Raw genomic sequence first — 18,024 nt, forward strand, 5'->3', positions numbered from 1 at the left:
AATAGAATCCATCGCCTGTGTCCAACTCCTTGTTGCCTGACGGCGAACCCCACCCGGCTGTGAGTGAGCTGCTGGCCCAGCCGCTCACACCGGAACGCCTGCAGCAGTTCACCGTCACGCAAACTTTTCCGTTGGCGGCCCCGGGCTGTGCAACGTTTGTCTGGGTGGGCGATGCCAGTCAGGTGACTCTGTTGCGCTGGATTCATGGCGGCGTCGATCGGGCAGCATTCGAACAGGTCCCGAATACACCATTGTGGTTACTGAACCTGCCGGTCAAGGATGGTGGAAGGTTTGAATACAAGCTGGGAGTCGAGCGCGATGGCAATGAGGAGTGGTTGATCGATCCGCTGAATCAGGCCCGCGCAGGTGACCCTTTTGGTGAGAACTCGGTCTGTCGTACCTACGGTTATTCACAGCCTGAATGGAGCAAGCCTCAAGGCGCAGAGGCCGGTACGATCATACCGTTTCCGGTTGAGAGTACGGTCTTCGAACAAACCCGTAACGAGCAGATTTATCTGCCGGCCCAGCATGATCCTGACACCGCCTATCGCTTGCTGGTCATACACGATGGTGCTGATTTCATTACCTATGCAGATCTTGCCACCTCACTGGACAATCTGATTGCCTCGGGTACCATCCCTCCTGTCATTGTGGCTCTGGTGCAGACACACGACAGGCTGTCCGAGTATGCACGTGGCCATCGCCATGCCCGATATCTGGTCTACGATCTGTTGCCACAACTTGAAAGTAGTTTCCGCTTATCCGAGCGCAGTGAGGATCGTGTGCTGCTCGGTGCCAGTCTCGGTGCAGTTGTTTCTCTGGCGACGATATTTCGTTATCCGGGTGTGTTCGGCGGGGCAGTCTTGCAGTCCGGCTCATTTATTCTTGATGAAAAGAAACTCGAGGGACGTCAACATCCGGTGTTCGAGCGAGTGGCACGTCTGGTCAGAGCGGTCAGACGTTCACCTGGCAAGCCAGAATTGCGAGCCTTTGTATCCACGGGCGAGCTGGAAGGACTGGCTTCTGAAAACGAGGCGCTTGCAAAACTCTTGCAAGAAATCGGCGTAAGTGTTTTATTTAAAAGTGCCTGGGATGGACATCACTGGCACAACTGGCGCGACCAGTTACGAGATGGATTGGTGTGGGTGCTAAAGCACTGACTTACTGACAACACAGGGAGTTGAGATGACAGAACGTACTGTAAAAATCGGATTGTCACTGGGTGCCGATATTTGTTGGCCCATCTGTTATGAGACTCTGTTGAATGATCTGAAGCTGGATATTCGTCATGGTGGTGAGCGGCTGAGCTTCGCCTCGGAACGGGTGACCATCGAACCGTTCAATCTGCAGCAGCCGGTATCCTACGATGTGGTTGTCGATCGTCTGACACACTGGTATTCCACCAGCCGGGAATGGATCAAGAAGGGCATCCTGTTGGATGATCTCTACGTATACAACAATCCCTGGTCGCTTCAGTCAAACGAAAAACATACCTCATACGCAGCCATGATGCGTCTGGGCATGCCAGTACCAGAAACCTGGATGATGCCACCCAAGGCTTACGAAGAGTCAGAGGATCTGCAGGAAACCCTGAGAAAATACGCTCGCATGTTTTCAATGGAAGACATCGGCAACGAACTGGGCTATCCGTTTTTCATGAAGCCCTATCACGGCGGTGGCTGGAAGGGCGTCTCCAAGATAGACAATCTTGATGAGTTCAATCGCGCTTATGATGAAAGCGGTAAGGAGGTCATGAATCTGCAGTCCGCGGTTCTGCCACATGACTGGTTTGTTCGCTGTGTCGGCCTGGGGCCGCAGATGCGAAAAGTCAACTATGACCCATCGGCTGCACTACACGATCGCTATCGTGCGGATATCAATTTTCTGGACGCTGACGATTCTTCTGTACTGGAAGACATGACAGTGACCATCAACAGTTTTTTTGGCTGGGATTTCAACTCCTGTGAAGCCCTGCGTCGCGATGGTATCTGGCACCCGATAGATTTTGCCAATGCCTGCCCGGATAGTCAGGTGACATCCTTGCATTATCACTTTCCCTGGCTGATCAAGGCCAACCTGAGATGGTCTGTTTTTTGTGCAGCAACGGGTCGTTCGATGCGCAAGAATCTTGACTGGGATCCCTACTTTGCCATTGCCGATAAGGATATATCGCAACGAGAGAAGCTTTCCGCTTACGCCAAATTATCCCATGAACGATTCGAAACGGAGCGGTTCCGCGAGTTCTGTCAGACCCATCTGTCCCACCTGGATGAGTTGGCCTATGACTTTTTCGCCTCCGATGTCATGAAGGATGCCATTCACCAGAAAGTCTCAGCGCTGTTCCCGAGTCATGAAATAGAGGAGTTCACTGAGCTGTTCTGGCAGCGTATCCAGGATTGGCGTGCGGCGGAAGGCAGTCAGGGTGATCCCGATGGTTTCTAGGATTTCAGGCTCATGAAAAAAGTCACTCGTTGGTATTCATCCCGTCTCGAAGAGGAAATAACGCTTGCTCGCTGGGGACACTGGGGGCAGCCGGTCGTGCTGTTTCCCACTGCTGGGGGGGATGCGGAAGAGGTGGAGCGCATGCATCTCATCGAAGCCGTTCAGCCGTTGATCGATGCGGGGCGCATCAAGGTGTACTCCTTCGATAGCGTGGCGGGGCGTGCTCTGGCAGAACAGGCAGGCTCGGTTGAGCACCGCTGCTGGCTACTCAAGCAGACAGGCGAGTATCTGGTGCATGAAGTGGTGCCGGCCATCGCCGAAGATTGTGGAGGAAACTGGCAGGAGCTGATCACCGCCGGTGCCTCTATTGGTGCCTTCAACGCGGTCGCCATGTTGTGCCGTTATCCCGCTATCTTTCGTGCAGCGATTGGCATGAGTGGCACCTACGACCTTGAAAAACTGATGGGATTCAAGGGCAATGCAGACTACTACCTGTCAACGCCACTGCAGTTTCTGCCCAACCTTGAGCCCGGGGATATGCTCGAGACCTTGCGCACGCGTCTGGTCTTGCTGCCGTTCGGTCAGGGGCTGTGGGAGAGTGCGGATGAGTCCTGGCAGATGGCCAATACTCTGGGTGCCTGTGGCATACCTAATCGTGCCGATGCGTGGAGCCATGAGCATCATCATGACTGGGCGACATGGCGTGAGATGTTGCCTCTCTATCTGGATGAGCTAGTGGATTGATTTACCTTGGCAGTAATACCTGAATTCAAAAGCAGGGCTTGTACCCAGCCCTGCTTCAACCGGATTGTCCGAACTGGAAGACGTATACACATGAACGTGATATTCATCGAACCTGGCTTTCCCGCTAATCAGCGACAGTTTGTGCGTGCACTGGCACAGATGGGTGCCCATGTCATTGGCATTGGCGAACGGCCCTATGAGTGGATGGACGAGGAGACGCGCTCCTGGTTGGGCTCTTATCAACAGATAGAATCCGTTACCGATGAAGCCGCTCTGGAGTGGGCGGTACGACAGGCGCAGGAAGTCCAGTGGGTGGACCGCCTGGAAGCGGTCGTCGAGGCGCATGTTCTGCCAGCAGCCCATGTGCGCGAACGTTGCGGTATTCCGGGCACCTCGGCGCGCACCGCCTATTTGTGTCGCGACAAAGTCGCCATGAAAGATGTGCTGCGTGAGGCGGGTATCGCCATGGCGGCATCCGCGGGTTTGAACAGCATCCGTGAAGCTATCGAATTTGCCGGTGCTGTTGGTTACCCGATCATCATCAAGCCCAGAGATGCGGCGGGTGCCGCAGGGACTTATCGAGCCAATGATGAAGAGGAATTGCTGCATATAGCGCAGCTGTGCGGACTGGCTGACGGCGCCGCTGTGGCTGTCGAGGAGTTTGTTGAAGGGCATGAAGGTTTCTATGACACGCTGACCGTGAACGGCGAGGTCGGCCACGAGTTCATCAGCCATTACTACCCCAACGTGCTGGAAGCCATGCGGGCACGCTGGATATCGCCACAGATCATTTCCACCAATCGGATTGATGATCCGGGTTACGAAGAGATCAAAGCCATGGGCAGGCGCGTCATTGAGGCCCTTGGACTGCAGACCTCTGCAACCCATATGGAGTGGTTCTACGGGCCGAAGGGCCTGCGCTTCTCGGAAATAGGTTGCCGTCCCCCCGGTGTGGGTCAATGGGAAAGCTATTGCTCGGGTAATGAATTTGATCTGTACCGGGAGTGGGCCATTGCGGTCTGTCACTCGCGTACCGACCAGCAGGCGTCACGACGCTACAGTTGCGGCATCATTGCACTACGACCCGATCGCGACGGCAACATCTTCAGCTATGAGGGGGTTGAAGATATCTTCAAACAATATGGCGAAAATATCGTCGAACAGTATTTTCCTGAGCCTGGCACGCCGACTCAAAGTGTTGAGGCCGGATATATGGCCAATGCCTGGTTACGGGTGCGGCATGAAGACTACGACCAGCTACGCCATATCCTCAATGATATTGGCGAGCGGGTCCAGGTTCGTGCTGGCTGATACAGACAGCCCCATGTTTAAAGTGCTCGATTTGGCTGGTTAATCCGTAGTCGGTTCACCAGCCAGAATTCGGCAGATTAATCGATTTCCAGTTCCTTGATCTTGCGGGTCAGTGTGTTGCGACCCCAGCCAATCAGACGTGCAGCTTCCTGGCGACGATCCTGTGTCTTGTTCAGTGCACATTGAATGAGGATACGCTCGACAGCTGGCTGCGCGATGCCCAGCAGGTCGCTGTGGCCGTCATGCAGTTGTCGATTGGCCCACTGACGCAGGCCGCTTTCCCAATCCACATCACGCTGCGAGGGTGAGTCCTGCACCTGGGCTGGCATATCTTCGGCTGTCAGCTCGGTGGTGCTGGCCATGACTGTCAGCCAGTGAGCGGTATTCTGTAGCTGGCGAACATTACCCGGCCAGCTCAATGAGCTGACATAGGCTTCGAAGGCTGGTGTCATGACTTTCGCCTCTTCCCCCAACTCTTCTGCCGCCTTGGCCAGAAAATGCTTGAGCAGACGCGGAATATCTTCGCGACGATCGCGCAGCGGTGGTGCCTCGATGCGGATAACGTTCAGGCGATGGAACAAATCTTCGCGAAAGCGCTTGTCCTCGACGAGCTGCTCCAGATCCTGATGAGTGGCAGCAATGATTCTGACATCCACGGTAATGGGTGTATGGCCACCGACACGATAGAACTGACCGTCGGCCAGTACTCGCAGCAGTCGGGTTTGCAATGTGGCTGGCATGTCGCCGATCTCATCGAGGAAGAGGGTGCCACCGTCCGATTGTTCGAAACGACCGATGCGTGTGCTCTGAGCTCCGGTAAAAGCGCCTTTCTCATGACCGAACAATTCTGATTCCATCAGATCGTGCGGAATGGCTGCCATGTTCAATGCCACAAAGGGCTGTTCGGAACGAGGGCTGTGGCGGTGCAAAGCGTGTGCAATCAGCTCCTTGCCGGTGCCGCTCTCACCATTGATCAATACGGTTATCTTGGAGCGCGACAGGCGCCCGATCGCCTTGAAGACATCCTGCATGGCAGGTGCATCACCGATCAGCTCCGGTGGCTCATCGGGTTTTTGAACGACTTTGACCTTGGCGGCAGCACCGCTGATCTGGTTGCGGTGTTCTTTCTGGGAGTTGCAGGCACGGCGCACCTGCTCAATGACGTTGTCCACATCAAAGGGCTTGGGTATGTATTCGAAAGCGCCGCGTTCGAAGGCTGCAACCGTACTGTCCAGATCCGAAAATGCGGTCATGATCAGTACCGGTAATTCCGGGTGTGTGCGTTTCATCTGGTCCAGCAGGGACAGACCGTCCGAACCTGGCATGCGGATGTCACTGATGACTGCATCAGGGGCTAGTGCATTACCGCGCATGGCATCCAATGCCTCGTCAGCAGACTCGAAGACATTAACCTGCATGCCAGCCTGCTTAAGGGTTTTTTCCAGTACCCAGCGGATCGATTGGTCATCATCTATGACCCAGACGTATTCGTCGCTCATGCGATCTCCATTGGAATTAGAACAGTGAAAATGGTGTTGCCCGGTTCGCTGGTGCATTCGATCAGGCCGCCGAGCTGGTTCATCGTCGATTGCGCGATGGATAAACCGAGTCCGGTGCCGTGGTCGGTGCCAGTAACCATGGGGAAGAAAATTTGATCAATGAGTGCTTCTGGCACGCCGTGGCCATTGTCGATAATCTGGATGCAGGCAACCAGTGCGTGGCGCGTGCCTCCGATCGTGAAATTACTGATGATGCGTGAACGAAAGACGATCTTGCCGGCGGCATCAATGGCCTGCAGAGCGTTGCCTGCAATATTCAGAATGACTTGCACCAGGCGGTCTCGATCGGTCAGACATTCAGGAATGCTTGGGTCGTAGTCGAAGCGCACCTGGACGCCTTCCGGGGCGCCTGCAATGACAATCTTGCGTACGTGTTCGAGTACCTCATGCAGATTAACGACATCGCGGCGGGGGCGAGTCGTGGGTCCTAGCATGCGATCTATCAGGCCTTGCAGCCGATCTGCCTCACGAATGATGATTTTCGTGTATTCGCTGAGTTCGGGATCGGGTAATTGTCGATCCAGAAGCTGGGCTGCACCACGTAGTCCACCCAGCGGGTTCTTGATTTCGTGAGCCAGGCCGCGCAGCAGAGAACGCGCGTGCTCCTGTTGTGCTTTCATCGCCTCGTCTCGAGCGATGCGCAACGGACGATCAACCGTATTGATTTCAATAATGAGTCCGACCCGCTTCTCATTGAGGCGATACGGGGACAAGGACAGATCAACCACTTGCGGATCGCGCCCATGCGGTTCAACCGAAACCTGTCGGTCAGTAAAAGGCTGGCCGCTGAGCAAGGCATCACGGATGCGTGCAAACAGGGAGTCCGGGATGGTTAGTGCGCGAGTCAGTCGCTGGTTGGTTACGCGTCGCGCACTCACACCCAGCAGTTGCTCTGCGGAACTATTCAGATAGCGAATTCGCATTGCATCGTCTATCGCTATCACAGCACTGGCCAGCGAGTCGAGCAGGTTGATTTCGGTTGCCGTTGAGGGCACAGGATAAATGGTCACGTCTACAATCTGCAATTTACGCACCCCTTGGGAGCGGTTAGAATTGCGTGACCAGATAAATTTTAAGTCAATTTATTCAACAACTTAAAAGGTGGTGGCTTTCATCAAGCAATAATGATCCGCACCATTTCAGTGCTGTTGCATTCAGTATTGCACTAAATTGGTGCTATTTGGTTAATTCACACCACCTGCAACATGCTGCTTGACGAAAATTTCGACAAGTTCAGATTCGGCAATGATCGAGCCGCTCTCATCAACCAGCTGTACCTGAATTTGATGCGCTCCTCGAATCGGGGCATCAATAGGCATGCGATGGCGATTGCCAGTCACCACCAATATCCCGTCAACCCGGATATTTGCCGTGATTCCTGTTGGTAGTGATTTTGCCGGTGAGGTATTGAACTGTACCCAGATCGGATCCTTGGGATCATTGAAGGTTTGCTGGTGCGTCGGCTGATCAATAACCACGTTTTCGATAATCGCTGACGGTTGTACTCCAGATGTCGGCGCGCCAGCCGTGGTCGGTTTTGTTGCCACCGCATCCATCACGTTCAGCGGGGGTGGCTTGATGATGGTGGCATCGGCTGCCGGCTGATCAGTAAAGATCGTAGAGCCATCCTCGGCGATGCTCTTGTAGATCGGACTTTCTTCAGCAAAGCTCAGGCCCGTGAACACTGCCAGCAGGCTCAGCGAAAGGAGTGATACTGCCCTTGCCAAGGGCGCTGTGTGTCTGCGAGTCGTTGTTTTCATGTGCGGAAGTGTGCATTTTCCACACCATCTGCAACGCTTGAGCTCTGGGCAAGTGTTTGCTCTCAGAGGGCGTCTTGCACCCCGATGAATGGTTCATTGACCCTGATCAAGGGCGGGGCATTCGTCCATATAGGCATGGTTTTTTCCTGAGACATCGTTCACGGTATAGCGATTCTCGCCACAGCTGCTCAGATATTGAGGGCCGATGGGGACCTTGCCCGCGCCCCCGGGTAAATCGAGCATGTAGTTGGGTTGGCAGAGTCCGGATAGCGGTCCACGCAGTTCGCGCATCAGGTTCTGGCCCTGTTCGATCGAGGTTCTGAAATGACTGGTGCCCCTGGCAAGATCGCCATGGTGCAGGTAATAAGGCTTGACCCGATTCACCAGCAGTTTTCTGAAGAGCCGGGTCAGAACATCAACATTGTCATTCACGTTTCTGAGCAACACCGATTGGCTCAGCAGGGGGATGCCGGCATCGGCCAGCAGGGCCAGTTTTTCACACACCTGTGGGGTCAGCTCATCAGGGTGATTGATGTGCAGAATCAGATAGGTTGCCGGGTGCAGCTTGAGTGCCTTGAGAAGGTCGTCATTGATCTTGTCAGGCGCCACGGAGGGCACCCGCGTATGAAACCGGATGATACCGATATGCTCCATATCGCTTATCTGGCGAATGATGTCTGCGAGCCTGCGCGGCGACAGGGTCAGTGGGTCCCCGCCACTGAAGATCACTTCCCACAGTTTCTTGTCGGATCTGATGTAATCCAGAGCATTGTCAATCTGCGGCGGCGTCAGACCTGCATTGCCTGAGCCGACATTTTCACGTCTGAAGCAATACCTGCAATAGACCGCGCATGTCTGAACCACGTTCAGCAGCACTCTGTCCTCATACCGATGAATGATGCCGGGTACGGGGGAGTGGGCCTGATCGCCGATTGGGTCGCTTGATTCTCCAGGGGTTTCCAGAAGCTCGGCGACTGAGGGCACGAACTGGTTGAAAACACCTGGGTTGTCGGCGTTGGCAATGGTATCCATGACCTGTGGCGTTATGCCGACCGAGAACTTCTTGATGACCTGGCTGATCTGATCGCTTTGTTCATGTGCTATGACGTTGTGAGCCAGCAAGCCTTTTACGTCACGTACTGATTGTTTTGACACTACCCTTTGAATTCAGTTATCAACTAGCGGTGGAGTCTAACAACTGAGCGGTGTTATTGAGATTTTGAATGTCGTGTATTGGGTGTTATGTCATTATCGACATCGACTATCCGATAAGGCAAACAAGCATGAATTTACCCGTACCTGATGCAGACTTCATTGAGCGCCTGCTCGCCGTTATTGAGGATGACATCCTGCCAATGACTACGGTTGGTGTGGCCAGTGGTAACAAGGTGTTTGGTGCCGCGCTACTGCACAAGGACAGTCATGAGCTGTTGCTGGCAGAAACCAATTACGAGATCGGCAGCCCTCTGCATCACGGCGAAATGCACGCGCTGAAGAAATTCTACGAGCTACCCGAAGCAACCCGACCTTCCACCGACTCGCTGATTTTTCTGACAACCCACGAACCCTGCAGTTTGTGTCTGTCAGCTATTACCTGGTGCGGTTTTGACAACTTCTACTATCTGTTCAGTCATGAGGATTCCCGGGACGCCTTTGCCATTCCGCACGATCTGAAAATTCTCAAAGAAGTGTTCAATGTTGAGCCAGGAGCTTATCAACGCAAGAATGCTTTCTGGGATAGCTTTGCCATTCGTGAATTGATTGATTCCACTGAGGAGCCCGCTCGCGCATCCTTGCTGGCACGAGTCGAGCGAATAGTCCAGCAGTATGCAGATCTGTCTACCGACTATCAGTCGAGTAAACACGACAACCACATACCGCTCAGCTAGGAGCCTGAAGCAGCTCCTGAGTGGAGCTGCCGCTGCCGTAGTAGGATTGCCCACGGGACAGTTTTAATGAAGACAGCCCCGTTGGAGCAACCAACTTGTCCCGCGGGTGTGCAGTTACAGGCCGCAATCTGCAGCCACGAATGGCAAGACACTGTCGATGCTGTCGTCAGCCATGAAACAATCGCCCACACCGATACTGATGGAGTCGGTGATTGGCGCACCGTCGTTGTCATCCACAACAGACATGAGTAGTGGACCGCCCAGCAAGACTTGCGAGATTCCATTGTCTTGCACGGTTAAAGCCGTGCCTGTAGGGGCCTCTGCTGATAGTGAGTTGACAGAGCCTGCCGAGAGGAGAAAATCAAGGTTGTCGTTCAGTGTAATGGTGCCGGTATTTCCCTCGATAGAGAAGCCAAAGGTTCCCATCACTAGCTTTATCAGTTCCTCTGAATCGACAGTCAGGGTCAATGGACCATTACCGATTCCGACATTACTGACAAGCAGGCTATCACCGTCATTGCTGACATCCATGCGGGCCGTCAGTCCTGCAAAGGCCAGTACTGAGGTGCTCAACCCATCTGCGTCATCGTCGGAAGAGAATGCAGCGTTCAATGCACCAATGTCGAATTCTATGCTGGCGCTAGTGGTTGCGGTATCTGAAGAGACGCTGAGCAATGTTGAGGGTTGCAGTGAGATGTTGGTGCCATCATTACCAATGATACTCAGCGCTTCTGTAACACTGATAGAGAACGTGCCGGATTCAGCATTCACGGCGTCGTTGTTTACCGTGGCTGAAAAACGCAGAGCACCTTGCATGCTTGGCATCGAGCCACTTCCACCATCAAGCTGTTCGACATGATTCAACAATGTCTCCACAGCCGGCAGTTTTATTTCGTAATTGGTGCTTACAGGCGAGTAGCCGATAAGCAGGAGTTCTTGCTGAGCAAAGTTAACGGTGATCAGACCACTATCTTCAGTCGCTGCATCTACCTCGACCAGTAGGTTGCTGACCAGCGATTGGCAATCGGCCAGATCATTTGCTGTCGAGGACTCATCCAGTAGTTCTTCTTCACAAAAAGAGGCATCGTCAGGATCAATTGTGATGTGATTACCTGTTCGATCCACTTCAGCTAGCGGCTTGTCGAGTCCAAGCAAGGATTCGATAAAGCTGGCGATGTCATCTTCCACATTGGTGTTCAAGACCTCATCGGTGGAGATAGATTCTTCATCAGGTTTGGAGGACATCAGTGATACCAGTGACTCCAGAGGAGAGGTATCCAGCAAGAGCCCCACTGAGGATGAAGAGTCTCCGACACGTTGCATCCCTGTTACGTTCTTGCCCAGACTGACGCTGGTGCCTGTTGCGGCCTTGCGCAACAACTGAGATGTTTCAATATCGTCGGCAGGTGTACCACTACCACCCTCAACGACCAGAGGGCTGTTGCCGCCAGAAGCATTGTCGCCACTACCGCCTCCACAGCTCGCCAGAAAAAGCGTCGAGACGCAGATAGCAGCGGTGGAGAGATTACATTGACGCAATACTGCAGGGATTCGGGATTTCATGATTTTGTCCTTAAAAAGATGAGTAGCCAACGGGCACGTTATACACCGGAATAGCTTTGAAAGCCATTTACGGTTGAAACAGACAAATGAAAAGCTGTATATTTCAGCCATTGCCGCCCATAGACGGGCAACCCATTGTCAGTGAAAGGAGTCAAATCATGCTTGTTCTATCTCGCCATATCGATGAATCCATCCAGATTGGTGATCAGATTACCGTCACCGTCGTTGATATCAAGGGCAAGCAAGCCCGGATCGGTATCAGCGCTCCTGATGATGTGGAAGTGCATCGGGAGGAGGTCTATGAGCGTATACAGGCCGATCTGGACATATCCGAGGAAGGCGAATCTGACACTCCTTCAGAGTCATAATCAGCTTTCACTCCCTGTCTGTCTATTGTCGATTCTGCCGCTGCTCAGGGTGAAAGCTCACTCGCCCTCAGAATGAGGTGGGAAAATGAGTCTCGGGAGTAAAGTAACAGTGTCGCTCAAGAAGAATTATTTCAATCCGGTTGCGAGAGACAAGTGAAGAGGTACCGTTATTTCCACAGCAGGAGATAACTGTTCAAGTGTCTTGATCAGACGATTAATCAGTGTTTGATCTGCAAGTCAGGCTCGACACAGGCAAGTTCCTGCATGTTCATTCCACAATGATGGAGAGGAATATGAAAGCTACAAAAACACTCGCAGCCGCATTTGTAATCATCAGCATGGGTAGTGCTGTGGCGGGCTCACACGAAGAGCCGGGCGGCTTGTTTCGACAGTCCATGATGGCTGATGATTTGATGGCGTCCAGACTGATTGGCATGCGTGTACATGCTGGCGAGACGGACGTTTCAGCAGATGCTTCAGTGAGCGACAATTCTGAACTGGAGGACGTCGGTGAAATCAACGATCTGATCGTGAAACGTGATGGCACGGTAGAGGCGGTGCTGGTTGATATTGGCGGTTTTCTGGGCATGGGTGAGCGGCAGGTTGCCATTGGCATGTCATCGCTGGAATTCCGCGACGATCAGGAAACAGATGAGGTTGGAGACTTTCTTCTGGTCATTCCTGCCTCGCAGGAAATGCTGGAGTCCGCACCCGAGTATGACGTGAGCAGTATGGATGCAATATCAGTGGCGAATAACGATCTACAGCCACCCGCTGAGGTCATGCAGTCAGTTGATGTGGTGCCAATGGATAGTTCGCCACGTGCAACGGGCGTAACCGAGGCCATTACGATGGGAGAATATGTGCCGATTCCCATTGAGCTTGTAACGGGTGAACAGTTGACCGGAGCGCGCGTTTATACCGGATCGGATGACGATATTGGAGAGGTCTCAGGGCTGCTTCTGGATGGAGATACGGTCAGTCGGGTTGTTATCGATGTAGGCGGGTTTCTCGGCATCGGCGAAAAGCCGGTGGCACTGGACATGGCAGACCTTGAAGTCATGCAATATCCGAATGAGGGAGAAGTGCGGGTCAGAGTGCAGATGGACAAGGAGCAGCTGGAGGCCTTGCCAGAGTACGAGTAAGAGTTGCCATGCGTAGTTTGACGGTTGCTCGAACCAGGCACAGCTTGTCTGGGTGATCGAGTTTGAACGCCAGTAGTAGAGCCATGAGAATAGCGGGCAGGGATGCCTGCTTTTATGGCACTGGGATCGTTTGCTGAGCGCGTGTACAATCGAATTTTGAGTCTGGGCACTTGCGCGCAGCGTAGCTGGCTTGACCTTGGTCCGTGAGGCACTGCTATGAATCTCGAACGGGTAGTTTTCGGTTTTTTCACGATCCTGGCCCTGACTTTCAATCTGATCTTTGTCATGGGTGAGATTGATAATCCGAGCCATCATGATGTCTGGGTGCTGACCATCGCCATCCTTGTCAATCTGATCGCGACGGGACTGAAGCTGGGTGATCGTTCGCAGATTGGAGCATTGTTGCTGGCCGCCAGTCTGGTGGCTGACTTGTTGCTGATAACAGCGCGCATCTTCTGGATTGTCGCCGAGAGCGATTCAGCAACCGGGCCCACTGCTCAGGCAACGGTGAACATCGTATCGCTGGCGGCCGGCGCACTGGCTGCGAATGTCGTCTCAGCAGTCATTCTGGTCGGCGACGCGTTAATGTCGCGGCGCTAGGCGAACTATCGTGACAACGACCTCGGATCTTGATCGGGTCACCATGGTAGTGCTGCGCCACTTGCGCAAGCCCGTATTCGCACTGATTATCGTCTACGCCATCGGTATCACCGGTATGGCACTGATTCCGGGTACCGGAGCAGATGGTGAGCCGGAGAGCATGAGTCTTTTTCACGCCTTCTATTTTTTCACCTACACAGCGACAACGACCGGGTTTGGCGAGATTCCGCACGTTTTTAACGATGTGCAACGATTATGGGCAATTTTCTGTTTGTATATAGGTGCGATCGCCTGGTTGTACGCAATCGGCTCCATTATCGGATTGGTGCAGAATCCGCACTTCACCCGCGCAGTGGACGAGCAACGCTTTGCCCGCAAGGTGCGCCAGATGACAGATCCCTTCGTCATCATCTGCGGGTTCGGCGATACGGGTAGCTTGTTGGCGCGAGGGCTCAGCGATCACCATCTACAAGCAACTGTGCTCGATCGTGACCCCGAACGTATCAAGGCATTTGTGGTGCGAGACTACCGGGTCAAGATGCGTGGCCTGTGCGCGCATCCGGATGTTCCCCGGCATCTGATCGATGCAGGTGTGACGCAGGACAAGTGCAAAGCCGTTGTGGCGCTCACCAACGAGGAGGACACCAACCGGCAAATTACCATTGTGTCGAAGTTGCTGAATCCTGCGGTGAGGGTCATATCGCGCTCGACCTCCGAACGGCACTGCAAACATCTTAATTCGCTGAATGATGTGCAAGTGGTTAACCCGTTTGCGGTGTTCGCCGAGTTGCTTGATATGGCGATCGTGGCCCCGCGGCTACATAACCTGAACAGCTGGCTTGTGGGTGTACCTGGCACGCGTCTGGGTCATCCTCTGAAGGTGCCTTGCGGTATCTGGATACTGTGTGGATATGGCCGCATGGGAAAGGAGTTACATCGGCGGCTCGTGCACCACGGGATTCAGGTAGTCATCATCGATCCTGATGCCAAGGTCTGTGAACCAGCCGGACGCATCGTTCGCGGGTTTGCCGACTTTGACACCCTGCGCGAAGCGGGCGTTGAACAGGCGGCCGGTATCGTCGCTGGCACGGACAACGATTCTGACAATCTGGGCATACTTGTCTGTGTGCGGCATCTGAACTCGCAGGCATTTATGGTGGTTCGTCAGAATCAGCACGAAAATCAGCTCGCTTTTGATGCAGGAAGAGCAGACTTGATTCTGCAGTCCAGTCTCACCACGGCAAGACGAATTCTGAAGTCGCTGATCTCCCCATTGATTCAGGAGATGATCGAGCACCTGTACGACCAGGAGCAGAAGACGGAAGAGGTTGTCAATCGCTTGCAAGCAACGATGGGTGAACAGGCGCCGCACCTCTTTCGAATCGGGATAACGCCCGAAGAGGCATCAGCTGTCATGGAATATATGGAAGAGGGGAAGCCATTACTACTCAGCGACCTGATACGTGATCCCAATAACCTTGAGGGTACTTTGCCCTGCGTTCCGCTGGTCATACGACGCGGTGAAGAGATTCGCATGTTGCCGGACGACAATGAAGCGATTATCCACGGGGACGGAGTTCTATTGTGCGGAACCGAGCGCAGTGAAAGAATATTGCGTGCGACACTGAATAATCCCTACACCTTGCACTACTTGACGACAGGTGTAGAGCTACCGCGCGGATTTGTTTTTCAGTGGATTGAGGGGCGAAGGAAAAGAGGCGGTTAGGAAGTGCAGTGTGAGGCCTTTTGTAACTGAGAACATTGCCATCCGTTTTCGAGACCCTACGTAAAAAAGCCCCGCAATGCGGGGCCTTTCTGTCAGGCAGCGTGGTGAACCTTTCTAGATCCCCGCTGTTCTCACTCCCACTTGCATTGGTACCCCGGTGTTGCCAGAGGCATCAACGCTCGTCACGGTGTACTGATAGCTGGTGTCTGGCTGTAGGCCACTGTCAAAGAAGCTTCGTGCATCACGGGTTTCAATCAGTTCTTCGTTGCGCCAGATCTGGTAGCTGACGGCAGGGGTGCCTGATGCCGGTGGTTCCCAGAATACCTCGATGGCTGAGCTTGAATAGACCAGGCCGGACAGCGAGTTCACCGCACCAGGTCCTGTGTTATTGGCCGAGTCATCGAAGGCGCGACGAGTCATCAGTTCAAGGGATGTCGATCCACTTCGGCGACCATCTTGCTGAATGGCGGTGAGGGTATAGTAGTAACGAGTATCGGCTTGCAACTCGTCATCAAAAAAACTACGACCATCAGTGCTCGCGACCAGTTCACCATCGCGAACTACTTCGAAGCTGACCGGTGCAGGAGATAATTCTGATGCGGACCAGAAGAGCTCCAGCGCACTGGATGAGTAGACTTCACCGGTCAAGGTATCCAGACCCGGGCCGACGCGCGGATCCGTATTGATTTCCTGGCTTTCCGAAACCACCAGAGTACTGCCTGAGTAGGCATCTAAGGTATACCTATAGCTTGTGCCTGCTTGCAGGCTGTCATCAAAATAACTCCCCGCATCTGCTGAGAGTAATAGAACACCGTCGCGATAAACTTCGTAACGATCGAAGCTATCACTGCGATCCCAGAAAAGCTCGGCAGCCGTTTCCGAATACACCTCGCTGCTCAAGCTGAGAGTGTTCTCATCGGCCTCACCGACCAGCATGCGGGCGACAATCGGTTCGTGATCGCTACCGACAGTGGATGTAAACAGATCAGGGAAGTCGACGTTGACGTGTACATAATCCAGGGAGACGGATGTCATCAGCGCAGAACTGACGAATATATGATCCAGGGCCTGGGAGTTGCCTTCGAAAATATAGGAGTAGGGATCGCTACTGCTGGTATCGATCAGGTTGAACAGGATGCGTTCCTCATCATCAAAGAGCAATACTTCGGATAATTCATCGGTGAATTCAAAAGTATTCAAATCACCGAGAATAACCACATTTGCCTGCGGGTCTGCCGCCAGTTTGGCTATCGTCAGTTGTTTCATTGCCAAAGACTGCGCCGCACGATTTTCTTCACCAGCCTGAATGAAGGGTTGTGGGCCGCCAAAGATCGGACTGGAACCAAAGCGCGAAGAAAAATGGTTATTGAAAACCGTGACCTGTTCACCGTTGAACTCGAATACAGCTTCCAAAGGGTCGCGGGAGGTGTCAAAGGCGGTGGGAGTCGAAACACCTCGTTGTGTCAGAACATCGCGATTCAAGCCTTCATGACTGACCAGTGATACGCGTGCCGGATTGTAGAGAAAGGCATTACGGATGTTGCCAAGTGAGGCACCGCCAAAGGTGTCGGGCTCTTCTCGATTGTCATCGGTGGTTTCCAGCAAAGGATCGACCGTCAGCCAGGCATATTCGACACCACTCGCAGTCACGATGTCAGCAACCAGACGCTCGAGGGTGACAGTGGCGTCCAGAACTCCGGCACAATCCGAGCTGTCATCACGGGGGCAGTCGCCACTATCGCCGTTGCTATCCTGCACTTCTTGCAAGCCGATGATATCGGGCAACTGCATATTGTCTGTAATCTGCGCGGCGATTAGCGAGCGTTGCTCATCATCTGCGTCCATACCACTGAGGTTCAGCACGTTGTAGCTGGCAATGCTCAACACGTTTTGCTTGTTATTGGGTGCGATTGTCGTGGGACTGAGGTTGCCCGGTGTTAGTGTGATCGGCCCGACCGCGATCACCTCGAAATTGCCAAAGCTGTAGCTCATGACGCCCGTGACAGTGTCCAAGGTATCGCCGACGGTAATCTCCGGGTAATCCGTGCTGCCAAACAGCGTGCTGTCGAATTGGATCTGGACTCGTTCCGGATTCTGATCGCCCCGGTTGTTCAGGTCCGGTTGCAGACGAATGCCGCCGCGTGATGTTCTGGCATCAGCAGGCGTGGCAGATAAGCCGTTGTCAGTCAGGACGAAGACTTCGGCGCTGAAACTGCCGAATTGCTTGATTCCAGAGATAGCCACAGGGTTGGCGACACTGACGCGCATGCCTTCCAGTGATTCATAAAAATCGATAGCATCGATGTCGGGATTGAAGGGGGTCGCTGCGGCATCGGCGGCGTCCTGCAGATTGATTGCGTCAATGATTTCGCTTTCACTGATCACAACTTCCGCAGGCGGCATGCGTCCCTCAAGGCCAATGAGTACCGGCTCTGGCAAGGTTACATCCGGCATCGATTCTAAAATCTCTGAATCGATCAGGGAGGTGGTGGACAGGTTTCCGGTTGCCGCACCACCGCTGATGAATTCAGAGACAGTGGCAGATAATCGGACCTGTGTACCGACGTCTGGTTTGTCGTCGAACTGGGAGACAAAAATGCCATCGGAGGTTGAATCGTCGCCGTCACCATCGGCATCTTGCAGGTAATAGCCGCTGAAGGCGACGGCGGTTACGACGCCGCAGGTTTCAACAACTTGTCCATCATAGGTAGAGACATGGGAGGCGCCCTGAATGGTATAGAGCGCAGTGGTATCGGTACATTCCAGTTCTGCATGCGCAAGGGATGCCTGTAGGCAGGCTCCCAAGGCAAGAAACGGAATGAAGTAATGGCTACGTTGCATGGCGTTGGCTCCTGGCTGGTAGGTAGAGTCATGTTAACCCGTCCGAAGCCGGTAGCTTAAGAATATGCAATGACAC

15 protein-coding genes are annotated in these 18,024 nt (G+C 53.6%); 9 read left to right on the top strand and 6 right to left on the bottom strand.

Annotated features, from left to right (window positions below):
• The first annotated feature begins 17 nt into the window (after window positions 1–17).
• From IMCC3135_RS04700 to IMCC3135_RS04715, 4 genes are all read left to right on the top strand, one after another.
• Window positions 18–1,160, top strand: coding sequence for an alpha/beta hydrolase (locus IMCC3135_RS04700; protein WP_088916547.1), 1,143 nt, complete (start codon window positions 18–20; stop codon window positions 1,158–1,160).
• A gap of 25 nt (window positions 1,161–1,185) precedes the next feature.
• Window positions 1,186–2,442, top strand: a complete 1,257-nt coding sequence (locus tag IMCC3135_RS04705; protein ID WP_088916548.1) for an ATP-grasp domain-containing protein — start codon at window positions 1,186–1,188, stop codon at window positions 2,440–2,442.
• 12 nt (window positions 2,443–2,454) lie between these two features.
• Complete coding sequence (locus tag IMCC3135_RS04710) at window positions 2,455–3,186, top strand: esterase family protein (protein WP_088916549.1); 732 nt, start codon at window positions 2,455–2,457, stop codon at window positions 3,184–3,186.
• 90 nt (window positions 3,187–3,276) lie between these two features.
• Window positions 3,277–4,497, top strand: a complete 1,221-nt coding sequence (locus tag IMCC3135_RS04715; RefSeq protein ID WP_088916550.1) for an ATP-grasp domain-containing protein — start codon at window positions 3,277–3,279, stop codon at window positions 4,495–4,497.
• Window positions 4,498–4,574: 77 nt separating this feature from the next.
• On the opposite strand, the gene glnG is transcribed toward IMCC3135_RS04715, so the two are convergent.
• The 4 genes from glnG to IMCC3135_RS04735 form a co-directional block, all read right to left on the bottom strand.
• Window positions 4,575–5,996: a nitrogen regulation protein NR(I) gene (glnG, locus tag IMCC3135_RS04720; RefSeq protein WP_088916551.1), complete on the bottom strand. Its 1,422-nt coding sequence runs from the start codon at window positions 5,994–5,996 to the stop codon at window positions 4,575–4,577.
• A complete protein-coding gene (gene glnL, locus IMCC3135_RS04725) occupies window positions 5,993–7,066 on the bottom strand; it encodes a nitrogen regulation protein NR(II) (protein ID WP_236994746.1) in 1,074 nt (357 codons plus the stop codon). Before glnL ends, glnG begins: the two co-directional genes overlap by 4 nt.
• 174 nt (window positions 7,067–7,240) lie before the next feature.
• Window positions 7,241–7,816, bottom strand: a complete 576-nt coding sequence (locus IMCC3135_RS04730; protein WP_088916553.1) for a hypothetical protein — start codon at window positions 7,814–7,816, stop codon at window positions 7,241–7,243.
• Window positions 7,817–7,909: 93 nt separating this feature from the next.
• Window positions 7,910–8,971 (bottom strand): lysine-2,3-aminomutase-like protein, encoded by a 1,062-nt coding sequence (locus IMCC3135_RS04735; RefSeq protein WP_088916554.1) that lies wholly within the window; start codon window positions 8,969–8,971, stop codon window positions 7,910–7,912.
• A 128-nt stretch (window positions 8,972–9,099) separates the two neighbouring features.
• Between IMCC3135_RS04735 and IMCC3135_RS04740 the strand changes: the two genes are divergently transcribed.
• Complete coding sequence (locus IMCC3135_RS04740) at window positions 9,100–9,705, top strand: nucleoside deaminase (protein WP_088921678.1); 606 nt, start codon at window positions 9,100–9,102, stop codon at window positions 9,703–9,705.
• A 114-nt stretch (window positions 9,706–9,819) separates the two neighbouring features.
• Here IMCC3135_RS04740 and IMCC3135_RS04745 read toward each other — a convergent pair whose 3' ends face one another.
• Window positions 9,820–11,268 carry a hypothetical protein gene (locus IMCC3135_RS04745; RefSeq protein WP_088916555.1) on the bottom strand — a complete coding sequence of 483 codons (1,449 nt, stop codon included), beginning with the start codon at window positions 11,266–11,268 and terminating at the stop codon, window positions 9,820–9,822.
• Window positions 11,269–11,426: 158 nt separating this feature from the next.
• Between IMCC3135_RS04745 and csrA the strand changes: the two genes are divergently transcribed.
• The 4 genes from csrA to IMCC3135_RS04765 all read left to right on the top strand — a co-directional run bounded on the left by csrA (window position 11,427) and on the right by IMCC3135_RS04765 (window position 15,107).
• Window positions 11,427–11,636 (top strand): carbon storage regulator CsrA, encoded by a 210-nt coding sequence (gene csrA, locus IMCC3135_RS04750; RefSeq protein ID WP_088921679.1) that lies wholly within the window; start codon window positions 11,427–11,429, stop codon window positions 11,634–11,636.
• Window positions 11,637–11,929: 293 nt separating this feature from the next.
• Window positions 11,930–12,781 (top strand): PRC-barrel domain-containing protein, encoded by an 852-nt coding sequence (locus IMCC3135_RS04755; protein ID WP_169727409.1) that lies wholly within the window; start codon window positions 11,930–11,932, stop codon window positions 12,779–12,781.
• Window positions 12,782–12,997: 216 nt separating this feature from the next.
• On the top strand, window positions 12,998–13,381 hold the full coding sequence (locus IMCC3135_RS04760) for a DUF6394 family protein (RefSeq protein ID WP_088916557.1): 384 nt from the start codon (window positions 12,998–13,000) through the stop codon (window positions 13,379–13,381).
• A gap of 10 nt (window positions 13,382–13,391) precedes the next feature.
• Window positions 13,392–15,107: a potassium channel family protein gene (locus IMCC3135_RS04765; RefSeq protein WP_157735767.1), complete on the top strand. Its 1,716-nt coding sequence runs from the start codon at window positions 13,392–13,394 to the stop codon at window positions 15,105–15,107.
• A 114-nt stretch (window positions 15,108–15,221) separates the two neighbouring features.
• On the opposite strand, the gene IMCC3135_RS04770 is transcribed toward IMCC3135_RS04765, so the two are convergent.
• Window positions 15,222–17,948: an endonuclease/exonuclease/phosphatase family protein gene (locus IMCC3135_RS04770; protein WP_088916559.1), complete on the bottom strand. Its 2,727-nt coding sequence runs from the start codon at window positions 17,946–17,948 to the stop codon at window positions 15,222–15,224.
• Window positions 17,949–18,024 lie beyond the last annotated feature (76 nt).

Source organism: Granulosicoccus antarcticus IMCC3135, assembly GCF_002215215.1.
Lineage (GTDB): Bacteria > Pseudomonadota > Gammaproteobacteria > Granulosicoccales > Granulosicoccaceae > Granulosicoccus > Granulosicoccus antarcticus.

Excerpts from the sequence above, each read along its gene's own strand:
- IMCC3135_RS04745 (WP_088916555.1), bottom strand. The coding sequence starts at position 11,268 with ATGAAATCCCGAATCCCTGCAGTATTGCGTCAATGTAATCTCTCCACC.
- csrA (WP_088921679.1), top strand. The coding sequence starts at position 11,427 with ATGCTTGTTCTATCTCGCCATATCGATGAATCCATCCAGATTGGTGAT.
- IMCC3135_RS04710 (WP_088916549.1), top strand. The coding sequence starts at position 2,455 with ATGAAAAAAGTCACTCGTTGGTATTCATCCCGTCTCGAAGAGGAAATA.
- IMCC3135_RS04740 (WP_088921678.1), top strand. The coding sequence starts at position 9,100 with ATGAATTTACCCGTACCTGATGCAGACTTCATTGAGCGCCTGCTCGCC.
- glnG (WP_088916551.1), bottom strand. The coding sequence starts at position 5,996 with ATGAGCGACGAATACGTCTGGGTCATAGATGATGACCAATCGATCCGC.
- IMCC3135_RS04730 (WP_088916553.1), bottom strand. The coding sequence starts at position 7,816 with ATGAAAACAACGACTCGCAGACACACAGCGCCCTTGGCAAGGGCAGTA.
- IMCC3135_RS04755 (WP_169727409.1), top strand. The coding sequence starts at position 11,930 with ATGAAAGCTACAAAAACACTCGCAGCCGCATTTGTAATCATCAGCATG.
- IMCC3135_RS04760 (WP_088916557.1), top strand. The coding sequence starts at position 12,998 with ATGAATCTCGAACGGGTAGTTTTCGGTTTTTTCACGATCCTGGCCCTG.
- IMCC3135_RS04770 (WP_088916559.1), bottom strand. The coding sequence starts at position 17,948 with ATGCAACGTAGCCATTACTTCATTCCGTTTCTTGCCTTGGGAGCCTGC.
- IMCC3135_RS04705 (WP_088916548.1), top strand. The coding sequence starts at position 1,186 with ATGACAGAACGTACTGTAAAAATCGGATTGTCACTGGGTGCCGATATT.
- IMCC3135_RS04715 (WP_088916550.1), top strand. The coding sequence starts at position 3,277 with ATGAACGTGATATTCATCGAACCTGGCTTTCCCGCTAATCAGCGACAG.